The following is a 14,350-nucleotide window of genomic DNA, read 5'->3' on the forward strand; positions in this document are numbered from 1 at the left end:
TCGTTCGGTTGGCGGTAGGTGAACTCCGGCTAGGCAAGGGTCACGTGATGGTGACCGACAGGGTGAAGGGAATGGTCTTCCGATCGGAATCGTCCGCCCCCATCAGATAGACCCGGATCCGGTAGTCTCCGGAACGAGGCAAGCGGACGCCGACGGCGGAATTGCCATCGATCGACGCGTTGTAGATCGCCTCGTAGGTCGCTCCGGGCGGCATGATGTTGAAGTAGGCACTGCCCTCTGTCACCAGCGCCACATTCATCGTCTGGTCGGCCCTCGCCGAAAGAAGGTAGTCTCGGTAGCTGCCTCCCTTGACGGCGCCCTGTACCGAGGCATTGTCGGCGCCTTTTCCGAACCTTATGCGTTCGACAGATTGCGCAAGGGCCGGCCCGGAGAGAGCAAGGACTGCCCCCCAGATCAGGAAACTCCGGCGTTCGGGGCTCGACGGACGCATGGGTGTCCCTTTGACCTCATGATAGGTCTTGGCGTAAGCGGTTGCTGCCAAGAGGATTTTCCCGTACTTTGAAACGAAATTGTAGTTGCGCAGCCATGGCGCGCTATCCGATTTGCGCGGAGTTCGGTCGATGATTTCATCCCGTTGCGTGGCGCCCGATCTCGGATGGAGCAACCGCGTGCTTGGCCCAAGCCGCAGTGGCGGCGGCAGCGGTTTTTTCGAGCGTATCCACTACTTCGATCTGAGCGACGCCGAATCCGGCCATGCCGCGACGAAGATCCTGTTGCGGAACGGGGGATCGGTCGGATTTTCGGTAGTCAGAAGCACCGGGCACGAAGTCGGGCTGGAGGATGGCAGCGCGCTGACAGTCCTCTTTCCGCTTCGAGGAAAGGTGATGAGCGCCACAGACGCGTTTGATCTGACAGCCCGCCCGGGCGAAGCGATGATACTTCCGCCCGGGCGGCGGCGCACCGTCGTCAACAGGTCGTCCGAGGAGAGGTTCGAGGCGATCACACTGACCATGCCGGCATCCGCCCGACGTCTGCCATCAGTCGGCGCAAGGGTGCTGAGGACATCCGAGATCGACGACCTTGCCAAAGCTGCCGCCACGGCACGAGTCATCGCGCGCCAGGCGGACCCCATGATCCTGAACACCCTGCTTCCCGCTGCGCAGAACCTGTTGGAAGGAGCCCTCGCTGAAATCGCCTCGTCTCCCGCCGTAGGTGGCCTGATGCGAGGGGCACAGGCGGTCCTTCAGCGGGCCGAAGTCCTCATGCGCGAGCGCTTATCAGAAGATTTCACCATGCGGTCCCTCGCCGAGGAAATCGGCATCAGTCTGCGGCAGTTGCAGGATCTGTTCCGGCGCCAATACGGACGTTCGCCCCACGCCTATCTCACGCGCCTCAGGCTGGAACATGCGCATCTGATGCTGAAGGGCGCGATGCCGGTGCCTTCGGTCACCGACATCGCGTTGTTGTCGGGGTTCAACCACCTTGGGCGTTTCCCACGGTCCTACCGTGATCGGTTCGGCAACCTGCCATCGAGGAACCGGCAAGCCGGCCGTTTACAGGATCGAAGCCTTCCGCGCGCCTCGAGTTCGAACATACCCGCGCTGGCTCACTAGCCGTCGAAAAGGTCCGCCTGTCCCGGCACCTTGGGCGCTTCGAGGCCCAGATGGCGCCAGGCCTTAGCCCCGAGCATCCGGCCCCGCGGAGTGCGCAGAAGCAGCCCCTGTTGAAGCAGATAGGGCTCGATCACTTCCTCGATCGCATCCCGGCTTTCCGACAGGGCCGCCGCAATGGTCTCGACGCCCACGGGACCGCCGCCATAGTTCTCGGCCAAAAGCGTCAGATACCGGCGGTCGGCACCGTCCAGGCCCAGATGATCGACCCCGAGGCGCGTCAGGGCCCGATCTGCCAGCGCACGGCTGACCCGCCCGCCTTCTTCGACCAGCGCGAAATCGACGACCCGGCGCAAAAGGCGCCCGGCGATGCGCGGCGTGCCTCGGGCCCGACGCGCAATCTCGCGGCAACCACCCGCATCGGCCTGCACCCCCAGCAGGCGTGCGCCACGGGTGACGATCTCGTTCAGTTCATCCTCGGTATAGAACTGCAGGCGGGTCGGAATGCCAAAGCGGTCGCGCAATGGTGTGGTCAGCAGACCAAGTCGCGTGGTTGCACCGACCAGAGTGAAGGGCGGCAGGTCAATCCGTACGGTCCGCGCTGCGGGACCCTCGCCGATCACCAGATCGAGCGCGAAATCCTCCATCGCCGGATAGAGCACTTCCTCGACCACCGGCGAAAGGCGATGGATCTCGTCGATGAAGAGTACGTCGCGGGGCTCGAGATTGGTCAGGATCGCTGCAAGGTCGCCAGCCTTGGCCAGGACAGGTCCAGAGGTCATCCGGAACCCTACCCCCAGTTCCCGCGCCATGATCTGCGCGAGCGTGGTCTTTCCCAGCCCCGGCGGACCGTGGAACAGCGTGTGATCCATCGCCTCGCCACGCATCCGGGCACTTTCAATGAAGACACGCAGGTTGGCCCGGGCGTCGGCCTGTCCGATGAATTCCTCCAGAAGCTGCGGCCGCAGGGCGCGGTCGGCGTCTTCGGGCAAGCGGTCGGGACGCAGGGTCGGATCGGGTTCGGACATGGTTTCGCCGGTTGGATCAGGCAGAACAATCCCCGAACGCGAGTGTCAATGCAAGGGGCGCCGCGTCAGCCCCAGGGGCCGTCCGCATCGCGCCGGGTCGTCGGGATGCGGCTGGGCGCAAACTCCTCGCGGGGCATCGACCGCGCCAGTTCCTGCAATGCCGCAATCCGGTTCGCGGTCGAGGGATGGGTCGCGAACAGCCGATCACGGGCATGGGCATGCAGCGGGTTGATAATGAACATATGGGCGCTGGCCGGGTTGCGCTCGGCTGTCGGATAGTCGATCGCATGTGCCATGCGGTCGATCTTGCCGAGCGCCGAGGCAAGCCACAGCGGCTGGCCGCAGATGCCCGCGCCGATGCGGTCGGCCTCGTATTCGCGCGATCGGCTGATCGCCATCTGTACAAGGCCCGCCGCCAGGGGCGCGAGGATCATGATCGCCAGAGAGCCGAGCAGTCCGCCCTCGCGATTGCGGTTGCCGCCGAACCAGAATGCCATGTTCGCCAGCCAGGAAATCGCCCCGGCAAAAGTCGCCGTGACAGTCATGATCAGCGTGTCGCGATGCTTGATATGGGCCAGTTCATGCGCCATCACCCCTGCGATCTCTTCCCGGCTGAGGCGCGACAATAGCCCGGTTGAAGCCGCGACGGCGGCGTTCTGCGGGTTGCGGCCGGTGGCAAAGGCATTGGGCTGGTCGGACTGGATGATGTAGACCTTCGGCATCGGCAGCCCTGCCCTGTCGGCCAGTTCCCTCACCAGCCCGACAAACTCCGGCGCGCTTTGCATGTCCACTTCCCTAGCGCCATAGGTCCGCAGCACTGCCTTGTCCGAGTTCCACCAGGCGAAGAGGTTCATCGCGCCGGCCATCACCAGCGCAACCCCGGCACCGCTGCGCCCGCCGATCATGCCGCCGACCACCATGAACAGGGCGGTCATCGCCGCCATCAGGATCGCTGTCTTGACGTAACCCATCTGCCCCTCCGGCCTGCCGTCCAAACAGGTGATATGGCGACGACAGATCGCGTGGCAAGATCGGCGGCCGGGTGCCGCTCACCGCGGGGCGAGCAGCTTCAGCGACAGGCGGATCAGTTGTGCCGTGTCGGCGTCGGGCGCCTCGGCGCTTGCCGTCGCCACCGCCTGAGCCGCATCACCTGGCGCATATCCGAGGTTGGTCAGCGCCGACAGCGCATCGGCGGTGAAGGCGGCGCGCGACTTCCCGGCAGACGCGGCCTTTGTCCGTGCAGGGGCGGGTTGCGAAGTGGCGACGGGTTCGAGCACCTCGACGAGCGGTTCCGCCGACAGCGCCACGCCCGAGGCCATGACGGCGGGCGCCTTGGACTTGAGCTCCAGCACCACCCGCTGCGCCAGTTTCGGACCGATGCCCGGCGCCGACTGGATGGCGCGGGCATCGCCAAGCGTGATGGCGCGCGAGACGCCCTCTGCTCCGAGCGCACCGAGGATTGCGAGCCCGGCCTTGGCGCCGATCCCCTGAACGGTGGTCAGCAGCCGGTGCCATTCCTTCTCGACCAGCGAGGGGAAGCCGATCAGCTGAAGCAGATCCTCGCGCACGATCAGTTCGGTGTAGAGCGCAACCGCTTCGCCCGGACCGGGCATCGCAGCAAGCGTACGGTCCGAGACATAGACGATATAGCCGACCCCGCGCACGTCGATCAGCACGTGGTCGGATCCGCGATACTCCAGTCGCCCGCTGATCTTTCCGATCATCGTGCCGCTCCCGCCCGTTTCAGCGCCGCCTCGAAGCGGCCGGCGGACTGCAGGTGATGCGCATGACAGATCGCGATGGCCAGCGCGTCGGCCGCGTCCGGGCCGGCAATCGTCACGCCCGGCAGATGCAGCCGCACCATGTGGTCGACCTGGACCTTTGCGGCATGGCCGACGCCGACGACCGTCTTCTTGACGGCATTCGGCGCATATTCCCCGACCGTCAGTCCGAACTGCGCCGGCACCAGCAGCGCGATCCCACGGGCCTGGCCCAGCTTCAGCGTCGCGACGGCATCCTTGTTCACGAAGGTATGCTCAACCGCAGCCGCTTCGGGCGCGTAGGTGCGCAGAACCTCGGTCAGTTGGCCATGAAGGCTGAGAAGGCGGTCGGCCAGATCCCCCTCTCCGGACTGCGAATGGCAGATACCGTTCGCCACATGCGTGAGTCGCGTGCCCACCACGTCAATCACGCCCCATCCGAGGTTTCGAAGCCCCGGATCGATGCCCAGAACGCGCATTCGCTGCCCTTTTCCTGCCCCTGTTGCAGGAATAGCACGAAGCAGGAACACCCGCCAGCGCCACCGTTTCGCTGCGCTTGCGATGCTGCACATGCGAATTGCGGCAGACGAAGGTCTGAAACCGACATTAATCCTAGCGAGAATGGATACGTTCCTAAAAACAATGAAGAAATCATGACGGTAGCTATGCGCCGAATGCATGGTGGCCATGCTTGGCCTCGCCTTGTTGTTGTCGAGCCGCACGTCTAGATGGCAACGCGAGGGCAGAAATGCCCCGCAAACAGGCAATATGTAAACGCAAGGAAAAGCATCATGGCCGCCTATGAAACGAGCCGCCCGGCGCCGTTCGGCGCCACTGCGACCTTTAAGGCCTTCCAATTCGTGTCGAGCACGATGGCTGGGCTGAAAAGCTGGAATGACGCCCGCGTGACCCGCAAGGCACTGGGCAATCTGTCGGATCGCGAGCTAGACGATATCGGTCTGTGCCGCGGCGACATCGACCGTATCCGCGGCTGAGCCGGATGGCTTGGCGGGATACCGGGTCAACCGGACGCAGATAAGGCCGCGCCCCGAACGGGACGCGGCCTTTGGCTTTTCAAGGGGTCCGGAACCCGATCAACGGGCCAGATCGTGGAGCGCGGAAGAAATCCACAGCGTCGCCGGATCCGCCTGCATGAGCCAGCCGCCAATCTTGTCGATCGATCCGCCCTGCATCAGGTCTGCAACCCGCTCGTTGTAAGTGGCCTCGCCGATCCGATAATGGATGGCGCCCTTCAGCACCAAGCTCATCACGATCACGAAGAAAAGCGGGCCCCAGATCGAGGTGCGTTTGCGTTCGGCCTTGCGGTAGTAGGACAACCCCAAGGTACCAGGCGCCTCAAATCCGTAGCCCTGGCTACGCGCGTCCTGAATGCGCGAGACGCGATTGTAAAAGTCGCGCAAATTAGGGTCGGGCACGATCGAAACTCCAATTCTTTCAGGCCCCCGCCCTGAAATCTTGATACCGCGAAATTGTGGCAGGAATGGGGCAAAGCGGGCAAAACCAAGACCTGCGAGGCAAAACCAAGACGCGCGCCGGGTATTACCGAGACACGCAGGGGTTGCAAGCCAAAACGTTAGAAAAACAAAGCCGCTTCGACAGCCGAGACTGTCAGGCGCTCCGCACCAATGTCAGTGCCGACCATTCGCCAAGGTCTTCCCGGCGTTCGAGTGTGAAGCCCTGCGCGCGATAGGCATCCAGCACCGATTCGGCCTGGACCACCAGCAGACCCGACAGGATGGCCCGCCCTCCAGGAGAGATGTGCCGTGCCATGTCGGGCGCAAGCTCGATCAGCGGACCCTTGAGGATATTGGCGAAAACAAGGTCGAACGGCGCGGCAGCCTGCAGGCGCGGATGGCCGAAACCCGCTGCCTCGAGACATTCCACTCGGTCCGCCAGGCCGTTGACTTCGGCATTGGCTCGCGCCACTTCGACGGCCACCTCGTCGATGTCCGACGCGATGACCGGGTTCGGAAAGACCCGCGCCGCCGCCATCGCCAGTACCGCAGTCCCGCAACCGATGTCGGCGACGTTTTGCGCCACGACTCCTTGGTCGACAAGCCAGTCCAGCGCCCGCAGGCAGCCCAAGGTTGTGCCATGATGGCCCGTACCGAAGGCCACCGTCGCCTCGATCAGCAGGGCAATACGGCCGGGCGGCACCTTGTCGGCGTCGTGGCTGCCATAGACGAAGAACCGGCCGGCCTCGACAGGCGACAGTTCGCGCCGGACCTTGGCCACCCAGTCGATCTCGGGCAGTTCCGAGATCGCAAAGGGCTGAGCACCCCAGGCCGCCGCAAGCAGTGCCAGCGCAATCTCGTCGGGCGGTTCAAGAAAATAGGCCCCGACTTCCCAAAGCCCGGAATCATCCTCGATCTCGAAGACGCCGACGCCTGTCGGTTCTGTCTCAAGATCCTCAAGCGCCTCGGCCAGCGCCTCAGCGGCCTCCTGCCCGGTCAGCGTGGTCAGCGCGGTATAGGTGGGCATGGCATTCTCCAGGGTTGGGTCCGGCGGCGATAGCGCGGGGGGCGACAGGGGTCAAGCGCCGGTCAGGAAGGACCGGCCGGCCATTCGCGCGGCCAGACGCGGCAGCGCACGCCAGCCGAGATCGGCGTAGTCTGCCTCGCCCGACAGCAGCGCAAGGTAGCGCCGCTGGAGGCGCGGTTCCCCGGCAAGAAGGCGCAGGAACGCAGGTTGCAACATTGGCTGGTAGAACAACCAGCGCAGCGCCCGCGCGCGCCGCAGCTCCGCACAGATCGGAGCAATCGCCCGACGGTAGCGCGGCAACGCCATCTCGGGACCGCGCCCGGCCAGAGCTTCAGCAGCAGCACCCGCCGCAAGCTGGCCGCTTTTCATCGCCCAGGCGATGCCTTCGCCGGTGATCGGATCGACAAGACCCGCCGCATCGCCGGCAAGCAGCGTCGTCCCCATCCCCGGGACCGGCCGCACTTCGCCGAAAGGCAGGAACGCCCCGCGCGGCCGCAGTCGGGCGGCGTCCTGGTCGCGGCCGCCGAGGAACCGGTCGAGCGTCGCGGGCATTGTCGGGTTGCGGCGGTGGATGCCTCCGACACCAACCGTGATCGAGCCGGGCTTGGGAAAGGACCATCCATAGCCCCACTCGGCAGCTGAAAGGTCAATCTCGACCGCGTCCGCATCCGAGGCGCCGTCGCGGGGCAGTTCGACCTCCATCCCGAAACCGACCCGTGCCGGATCGTAGGCGCGCCCGAAGAGGCGGCGCGCCACCATGCTCGTTGCGCCATCGGCCCCGATGATGACCGGTGCGGATACCTCCTCGCCAGAGGCCAGCACGACCTGCCCCAGTTTGGGATCGAAAGACGCGATCCGCTGGCCCGTTGCCATTCCACAGCCCGCGTCCTCTGCCGCCGACAGGAGCATCGCATCGAACGCGCGCCGCATTGTCAGCCAGATGGTCGGAGCATCGGCGAGTTCCGCGACAGTTCTTGCGCCAGCCGTCAGTCTGAAGCGGTTGCAGGGCAGGAACAGGTCGGGCGTTACATCCCGACCGAAGATTTCGCCCATGTGGCGCCGGCTCCGGCCCGTAAAACCTCCACCGCACAGTTTTTCCCGCGGGAACGTGGCCTTGTCGATCAGAAGAACGTCCAGGCCCGCCCTAGCCGCCGTGATTCCGGCGGCTGCACCTGCGGGGCCCCCGCCGATCACGATCAAGTCTCGCCGCCGACCCATCCCTAGCTACTCGATCGTGTAAGCCAGATAGCGAACAATCCGCCACTTCCCGTCCGCTTCCTTGCGGAACAGGTCAAAGCCCCTCTCGCTGCTCGTGGTCACATCGCCGTTTCGATCGATCCGCAATGACCAGGTCAGCCGGATGAGGGCGTAATCACCCATCGGCAACACCTCGTCGATCTGTGGGGTGTAGGTCAGCTCGACATCATCCTTCCCCAGCAGCTCGCCGATCTTCGAGCAGACCGCCGCATGATCGGCAGTCGGGCCGTCTTGGATTTCGGCAACCACGTCGGCCGAAAACAGATCGCAGGCCGCCGCCACATCCTTCTTTGCGAAGGCATCGGACCACTCCTGAAGGCGCGCGCGGATTTCCGCCTCGTCCTTGTCGGCGTCAGCAGACCCGTCGGTTGACGGAGGTGGCGCCTCGACGGTCGCGGTCAGGCTGTCTGCCAGGTCGGCGTCATCAACAGCGCCGCCATCCCCAAAGGCAGGCGGTGCAAAGGCAAGAAGGACTGCAAGCGCAAGGGAAGCCCGCACAGACCGGCAGGGAAAAGACTGTGAAAAGTCAGATCGGCGAAAACACATTCGGGTTGAGCCCGTCTGGGACAGTCACGGGACTATCGGTCGGGGGTCGCGCTGCGTCAATTGGGGCGACGCACGGCAGCGTAGATCAGAGAAAGCTTTGCGGATCAATGTCGATGGACAGGCGGAGGTTCGCCGGAAGCTTCACCTGAGCCACCCATTCGGCAAGCGCTGGCTGAAGGGCGGCGCCCTTTGCCGCCTTCACCAGAAGTCGGACCCGGTGACGCCCGCGCACCCGCGCGATGGGCGCGGGCGCAGGGCCGAAGACCTGCGCGCCGATCCGCCGAAGCGGTCCGTCACGCCGGGCTAGTTCGCCCCCCAGATCGAACACCTGGGCAACATCTGGTGACGACAGGATGATCCCCGCCATCCGTCCGTAGGGCGGGACGCCGGCCGCCCGGCGCTCGGCAGCTTCCGCCCGCCAGAAGGCCTCTTCATCGCCCCCAAGAATGGCCCGGATCACCGGATGCTCGGGTTGATAGGTCTGGAGAAGTGCCAGCCCCTTGCGCTCGGCGCGGCCCGCGCGGCCTGCAACCTGTCGCATAAGCTGAAATGTCCGCTCGGCCGCGCGCAGGTCCGATCCCTGCAGGCCCAAATCGGCGTCGATGACCCCCACCAATGTCAAAAGGGGAAAGTTGTGCCCCTTGGCCACGATCTGGGTACCGATGATGATGTCGGCGCCGCCTTCGGCGATGGCGACGATCTGTTCCTTGAGCGCCCGGGCCGAGCCGAACAGGTCCGAGGACAGCACGGCAATCCGCGCCTGCGGGAAGCGCGCCGTCACCTCTTCCGCCAGCCGCTCCACCCCAGGCCCCACGGCAGCCATCCGTCCCTCGACCCCACAAGACGGGCAAACGACGGGAATAGGCTTCGTCGCGCCACACTGGTGGCAGACCAGCCGTTTGAGGAAGCGGTGCTCGACCATGCGCGCGTCGCAATGGTCGCAGCCCACCTGATGCCCGCAGGCCCGGCAGATGGTGACGGGCGCATAGCCGCGCCGGTTAAGGAACAGAAGCGCCTGCTCGCCCTGCCCGATCCTTGCCTCGACCGCATGGGCCAGAGTATCCGAGATCCAGCGATCCCCCGGCAGCTTTTCGGCCCGCATGTCGATCGCCCGCATCTCGGGCAGTTCAGCGGTCCCGAAGCGCGAGGTCAGGTCCAGACGCGCATATTTCCCGGCCTCGACATTGGCCCAGGTCTCAAGACTCGGCGTGGCCGAGGCCAGCACCACCGGGCAGCCGAGGATCGCCGCGCGCAAGACCGCCATGTCACGGGCGTTGTAGAGGACACCTTCCTCCTGCTTGTAGGAGGTGTCGTGTTCCTCATCGACGACGATCAGGCCCAAATTCCGGAATGGAAGGAAAAGCGCCGAGCGGGCACCGACGACCAGTTGCGCCCCGCCCTCTGCCACCATCTTCCACAGACGCCGGCGTTCGGTGACCGTCACGCCCGAATGCCACTCCGCCGGCCGCGCGCCGAACCGGCCCTCGACGCGGGCAAGGAAATCTGCCGTCAGCGCGATTTCAGGCAGCAGCACGAGCGCCTGCCGGCCAAGGCGCAGGCATTCCGCCACGGCTTCAAGATAGACCTCGGTCTTGCCCGAGCCGGTCACGCCCTTGAGCAGCGTCGTCGAATAGCCGTCAGTCGAGACAGCGGCAATCAGCGCGTCGGCGGCCGCGATCTGGTCGCCCGCCAGCGCGACGCCCGGCAAATCGGGGTTGAGCCGCGGATAAGGCAGGTCCCTCGGGGCCTCCTCCTCGATCAGCACTCCCGCTGCGACCAGGCCCTTGACGACCCCGCCACCCACCGCAGCGGCCTGCGTGAGTTCGCCAAGCGTCACAGCCGCGCCACCAAAATCGCGCAGCACGTCGATCACCCGCAGCCGCGCATCGGTAAGCCGCGCCGGTTCGGCATCGGCCAGACGATAGATCCGTCGCGTCGCCGGCGCGTCGCCGAGTCCAGGTGCACGGGTGGCAAGCCGCAGCATCTGCGGCAAGGGCGTCAGCGTGTAGTCGGCGGCGCGAGACAGGAACAGCCGCAACTCCTCGCGCATCGGCTCGGCGTCAAGCACACGGTTGACCGGCCGCAGACGTGCCTCGTCGAACCGCCCGTCGCCCTGCCCCCAGACCACGCCCAGCACACGGCGCGGCCCAAGTGGCACCTCGACGAAATCTCCCGTCCCGCAGCCGCCTTCGGGCGCACGGTAATCCAGCAGGCCGGCGAAACCACCAACCGGCTCGGTCGTGACTACGCCGACCCGCGCCCCCGCTGCAAAGACTTCATCCGACACCGTTAGCGCTCACACCCATCTTTCGCCCAGTCCCCCTTTGCGCTAATACGGGGCCGCACCCCCCGCAACCCCGGACGAAGCGCCCGCAGAAAGTAAGGACCACCACCATGAAATTCTTTGTCGATACCGCCGATGTCGCGGCGATTGCCGAACTGAACGACCTGGGCATGGTGGACGGGGTCACGACCAACCCGTCGCTGATCCTGAAATCGGGCCGCAATATCCTCGAGGTGACCAAGGAGATCTGCGATCTGGTCGCGGGCCCCGTTTCGGCCGAAGTCGTTGCGCTGCAAGCCGACGAGATGATCGCCGAAGGCCGCAAGCTCGCCGCGATTGCCCCGAACATCGCCGTTAAGGTGCCGCTGACCTGGGACGGGCTGAAGGCCTGCAAGGTGCTTTCGGGCGAAGGCTTCATGGTCAACGTGACGCTCTGCTTCAGTGCCAACCAGGCCCTGCTGGCCGCCAAGGCGGGCGCGACCTTCATCAGCCCCTTCGTCGGGCGGCTCGACGACATCAACCTCGATGGGCTGGACCTGATCGCCGACATCCGCACGATCTACGACAATTACGACTTCGACACGCAGATCCTCGCCGCCTCGATCCGCACGGTGAACCACATCGCCGACTGCGCTAAGATCGGGGCCGATGTCATCACCGCGCCCCCGGCCGTCATCAAGTCGATGGCAAGCCACGTCCTGACCGACAAGGGCATCGACCAGTTCATGAAGGACTGGGCGAAGACGGGTCAGAAAATTCTCTGATTCCCGTTAGTCCTTCCGTGTGTATAACCGTCCCGATGAAGGCAACTCCGGCACCGGGGCAGTGACGGCATGATTGATCAGGACCTGCGGGACGTCATTCTGGCGGAACCCGAGAAGATCCTAGAGGATCGCGATGTCATGGCGGCGCTTATCGCCGCCAACGAACGCGCCATGGGATCGAACATCGTCGACTTGCGCGGCATCGCCATGGAGCGGCTTGGTCAACGGCTTGACCGGCTGGAAGATACGCACCGCTCCGTCATCGCTGCAGCCTATGAGAACCTGGCAGGCACCAACCAGGTGCATCGCGCCATCCTGCAGATGCTCGACCCTCTTTCCTTCGAGGATTTCCTCAAAGGGCTGGGGGGCGAGGTCGCGCAGACACTCAGGGTCGATTGCATACGGCTGGTGCTGGAATCGGTGCAGAATGCCGATGACCCGGCACTGCGTCGTCTAGGTGATGTGCTCTGCGTGGCCGAACCGGGTTTCATCGCCGACTATCTTGCAGGCGGGCGGAATGTTCCCCTGCGGACGGTCACGCTGCGCCAGACCATGCCGGACTCCACGGTCATCTATGGCGAAAAGGCGGGCTGGATTCGGTCCGAGGCATTGCTGCGCCTCGATTTCGGCAAGGGACGGCTGCCGGGATTGCTCGTTCTCGGCTCCGAGGACCCGCATCATTTCAAGCCGGCGCAGGGCACCGACCTGCTGGCCTTCTTCGCCGGGGTATTCGAGCGCACGATGCGCCGCTGGCTGTCGTGAGCGAGGGCGGACTGACTGCGATCTCGCCCGCACAGCGGGATGCACTGGCGCAATGGCTGTCGCATCTGAAGGCCCTGGATGGCGCTGCGGCCAACACCGTCAACGCCTATGCCGCAGACGTGACCCGCTGGCTCGACTTTCTTGGCCGGCATCGCGGCGGGGCCGAGGGGCTGCGCGCGACGATCTCCGTCCGCCAGACAGACCTGCGCGCGTGGATGGCGCATGAACGCGGTCGTGGCCTCGGTCCTCGCTCGCTGGCCCGCGCCCTGTCGGCGGTCAAGGGCTTCACCGGCTGGCTGGCCGAGCGTGAAGGCGTGGATGCGACCGTCGTGCTGTCGGCGCGCGGGCCAAAATACAAGCGCAAGCTCCCCCGCCCCCTGAGCGAGGATGCCGCGCGCGAGATGATCGAGACGGTCGACGCCCAGGCGCGCGAGGACTGGATCGCGGCCCGCGACGCGGCGGTGGTGACGCTGCTCTACGGCTGCGGCCTGCGGATCTCCGAGGCACTTGGCCTGACCGGCGCCGCGCATCCCCTGCCGGAGGTGCTCCGCATCACCGGCAAGGGCGACAAGACCAGGCTCGTTCCGGTGATCCCGGCTGCCCGCGCTGCAGTGGACCGCTACGTGGCCCTCGTCCCCTTCAAGATCACCCGCGACGGACCGCTCTTTGTCGGCGCGCGGGGCGGCCCGCTGAACCCTCGGCTGATCGCAAAAGCGATGGAACAGGCTCGCGCCCGGCTTGGCCTGCCGGCCACCGCAACCCCCCATGCCATGCGCCATTCCTTCGCCACGCATCTGCTGTCGGCCGGGGGTGACCTTCGTGCGATCCAGGAACTTCTGGGCCATGCCTCGCTTTCGACCACTCAGGCCTATACCGCCGTCGATGCGGCACGGCTGATGGAAGTCTATGAAAAGGCGCATCCCCGCGCCTGAGCCTTTGCCAGAGGCGCCCGATCCGGTAATAAGACTGTGATGACACCACGCCTCAAAGCCCTTCTCGTTCACCTGCTGACCGCCACCGGCTCGGTCCTGTCGATGCTGGCCATGCTGGCGGCAGTCGAGGAGAAGTGGAGCCTCATGTTCCTCTGGCTGGTGGTGGCGCTGATCGTCGATGGCGTAGATGGCCCGCTGGCTCGCCGCTATCACGTGAAGACCAACTGGCCGACTTATGACGGGGTCCTGATGGACCTGATCGTCGACTACCTGACCTATGTCTTCATTCCCGCTTTTGCCCTATTCAAGTCCGGCCTTCTGACAGGCTGGCCTGGTTGGTGTGTCATCATCGCGATCGTCTATGGCAGCGTCGTCTACTTCGCGGACACCCGGATGAAGACGAAGGACAACTCATTTGCCGGATTCCCGGCGTGCTGGAACATGGTCGTCCTCGTCATGTTCGCGATCAAACCGCCCGAGATGGTGATCCTCTTCATCGTTATCGCCTTGGCCGTCGCGATGTTCACCAACCTCAAGTTCATCCATCCTGTGCGCACAGACCGCTGGCGCGCGCTGTCGCTGCCGATGACCGTGGGCTGGGTGTTTTTCGCTGGTTGGGCCGCCTGGGTGGATTTCGACCCGAAAAGCTGGGCGCTCTGGGGCCTTATCATCAGTTCGGTCTATCTGGCGACTGCCGGCATCGTGCAGCAGATCGTCCCGCCACATCCTCTCGCAAGGCGCATTCGGTGACTTGTTTCGCGCCACTGCGCGCACTAGTTACAGACGACGTCCTCACGAGGACGTGAATTCGGGTGACCGGGCCCCTCTGGCGAAAGTCTTGCGGCGCTTTCGTGATGTCGGCACCCTGACCGCAATCAGCCGTGAAAAGCAGGATCATGACCTACATTTCCGGCCATCGCGGCCTTCCGTGGGCAAACCGTATC

The 14,350-nt window shown here is 65.0% G+C and carries 16 protein-coding genes; 6 read left to right on the forward strand and 10 right to left on the reverse strand.

The annotated features are described in order from the left end of the window. Positions 1–40: 40 nt before the first annotated feature. Positions 41–451 carry a hypothetical protein gene (locus L0V05_RS00655; protein ID WP_234867384.1) on the reverse strand — a complete coding sequence of 137 codons (411 nt, stop codon included), beginning with the start codon at positions 449–451 and terminating at the stop codon, positions 41–43. 130 nt (positions 452–581) lie between these two features. Between L0V05_RS00655 and L0V05_RS00660 the strand changes: the two genes are divergently transcribed. Next, complete coding sequence (locus L0V05_RS00660) at positions 582–1,574, forward strand: helix-turn-helix transcriptional regulator (protein WP_234867386.1); 993 nt, start codon at positions 582–584, stop codon at positions 1,572–1,574. On the opposite strand, the gene ruvB is transcribed toward L0V05_RS00660, so the two are convergent. The 4 genes from ruvB to ruvC all read right to left on the reverse strand — a co-directional run bounded on the left by ruvB (position 1,571) and on the right by ruvC (position 4,838). Continuing rightward, positions 1,571–2,599 (reverse strand): Holliday junction branch migration DNA helicase RuvB, encoded by a 1,029-nt coding sequence (gene ruvB / locus L0V05_RS00665; protein ID WP_234867389.1) that lies wholly within the window; start codon positions 2,597–2,599, stop codon positions 1,571–1,573. The two genes, L0V05_RS00660 and ruvB, sit on opposite strands and share 4 nt — an antisense overlap. Before the next feature lie 65 nt (positions 2,600–2,664). Continuing rightward, complete coding sequence (htpX, locus tag L0V05_RS00670) at positions 2,665–3,570, reverse strand: zinc metalloprotease HtpX (RefSeq protein ID WP_234867391.1); 906 nt, start codon at positions 3,568–3,570, stop codon at positions 2,665–2,667. Positions 3,571–3,648: 78 nt separating this feature from the next. After that, a complete protein-coding gene (gene ruvA / locus L0V05_RS00675) occupies positions 3,649–4,323 on the reverse strand; it encodes a Holliday junction branch migration protein RuvA (RefSeq protein WP_234867394.1) in 675 nt (224 codons plus the stop codon). Beyond that, complete coding sequence (gene ruvC, locus L0V05_RS00680; protein ID WP_234867396.1) at positions 4,320–4,838, reverse strand: crossover junction endodeoxyribonuclease RuvC; 519 nt, start codon at positions 4,836–4,838, stop codon at positions 4,320–4,322. The genes ruvA and ruvC overlap by 4 nt, the downstream gene beginning before the upstream one ends. Positions 4,839–5,150: 312 nt before the next feature. Here ruvC and L0V05_RS00685 point away from each other — a divergent pair, with 312 nt between their 5' ends. After that, positions 5,151–5,354 (forward strand): DUF1127 domain-containing protein, encoded by a 204-nt coding sequence (locus tag L0V05_RS00685; RefSeq protein ID WP_234867399.1) that lies wholly within the window; start codon positions 5,151–5,153, stop codon positions 5,352–5,354. Between the two features lie 99 nt (positions 5,355–5,453). Here the strand turns inward: L0V05_RS00685 and L0V05_RS00690 are convergent, their stop codons facing one another. From L0V05_RS00690 to L0V05_RS00710, 5 genes are all read right to left on the reverse strand, one after another. Further along, positions 5,454–5,795 (reverse strand): hypothetical protein, encoded by a 342-nt coding sequence (locus L0V05_RS00690; RefSeq protein ID WP_234867401.1) that lies wholly within the window; start codon positions 5,793–5,795, stop codon positions 5,454–5,456. A 193-nt stretch (positions 5,796–5,988) separates the two neighbouring features. Continuing rightward, positions 5,989–6,861, reverse strand: a complete 873-nt coding sequence (locus L0V05_RS00695; protein WP_234867403.1) for a 50S ribosomal protein L11 methyltransferase — start codon at positions 6,859–6,861, stop codon at positions 5,989–5,991. A 51-nt stretch (positions 6,862–6,912) separates the two neighbouring features. Beyond that, complete coding sequence (locus L0V05_RS00700; protein ID WP_234867405.1) at positions 6,913–8,079, reverse strand: NAD(P)/FAD-dependent oxidoreductase; 1,167 nt, start codon at positions 8,077–8,079, stop codon at positions 6,913–6,915. 6 nt (positions 8,080–8,085) lie between these two features. Continuing rightward, on the reverse strand, positions 8,086–8,616 hold the full coding sequence (locus tag L0V05_RS00705) for a YybH family protein (RefSeq protein WP_234867407.1): 531 nt from the start codon (positions 8,614–8,616) through the stop codon (positions 8,086–8,088). Positions 8,617–8,749: 133 nt separating this feature from the next. Beyond that, positions 8,750–10,951 (reverse strand): primosomal protein N', encoded by a 2,202-nt coding sequence (locus tag L0V05_RS00710; RefSeq protein ID WP_234867410.1) that lies wholly within the window; start codon positions 10,949–10,951, stop codon positions 8,750–8,752. A 107-nt stretch (positions 10,952–11,058) separates the two neighbouring features. Between L0V05_RS00710 and fsa the strand changes: the two genes are divergently transcribed. The 4 genes from fsa to L0V05_RS00730 all read left to right on the forward strand — a co-directional run bounded on the left by fsa (position 11,059) and on the right by L0V05_RS00730 (position 14,156). Further along, complete coding sequence (fsa, locus tag L0V05_RS00715) at positions 11,059–11,712, forward strand: fructose-6-phosphate aldolase (RefSeq protein ID WP_234867412.1); 654 nt, start codon at positions 11,059–11,061, stop codon at positions 11,710–11,712. 69 nt (positions 11,713–11,781) lie between these two features. Next, positions 11,782–12,474 (forward strand): DUF484 family protein, encoded by a 693-nt coding sequence (locus tag L0V05_RS00720; protein WP_234867415.1) that lies wholly within the window; start codon positions 11,782–11,784, stop codon positions 12,472–12,474. Continuing rightward, a complete protein-coding gene (locus tag L0V05_RS00725) occupies positions 12,471–13,406 on the forward strand; it encodes a tyrosine recombinase XerC (RefSeq protein WP_234867417.1) in 936 nt (311 codons plus the stop codon). Before L0V05_RS00720 ends, L0V05_RS00725 begins: the two co-directional genes overlap by 4 nt. Before the next feature lie 39 nt (positions 13,407–13,445). Then, entirely contained in the window at positions 13,446–14,156 is a 711-nt protein-coding gene (locus L0V05_RS00730) for a CDP-alcohol phosphatidyltransferase family protein (RefSeq protein WP_234867419.1), read from the forward strand. Positions 14,157–14,350: the final 194 nt, after the last annotated feature.

Source organism: Alitabrizicola rongguiensis (assembly GCF_021491355.1).
Lineage (GTDB): Bacteria > Pseudomonadota > Alphaproteobacteria > Rhodobacterales > Rhodobacteraceae > Aliitabrizicola > Aliitabrizicola rongguiensis.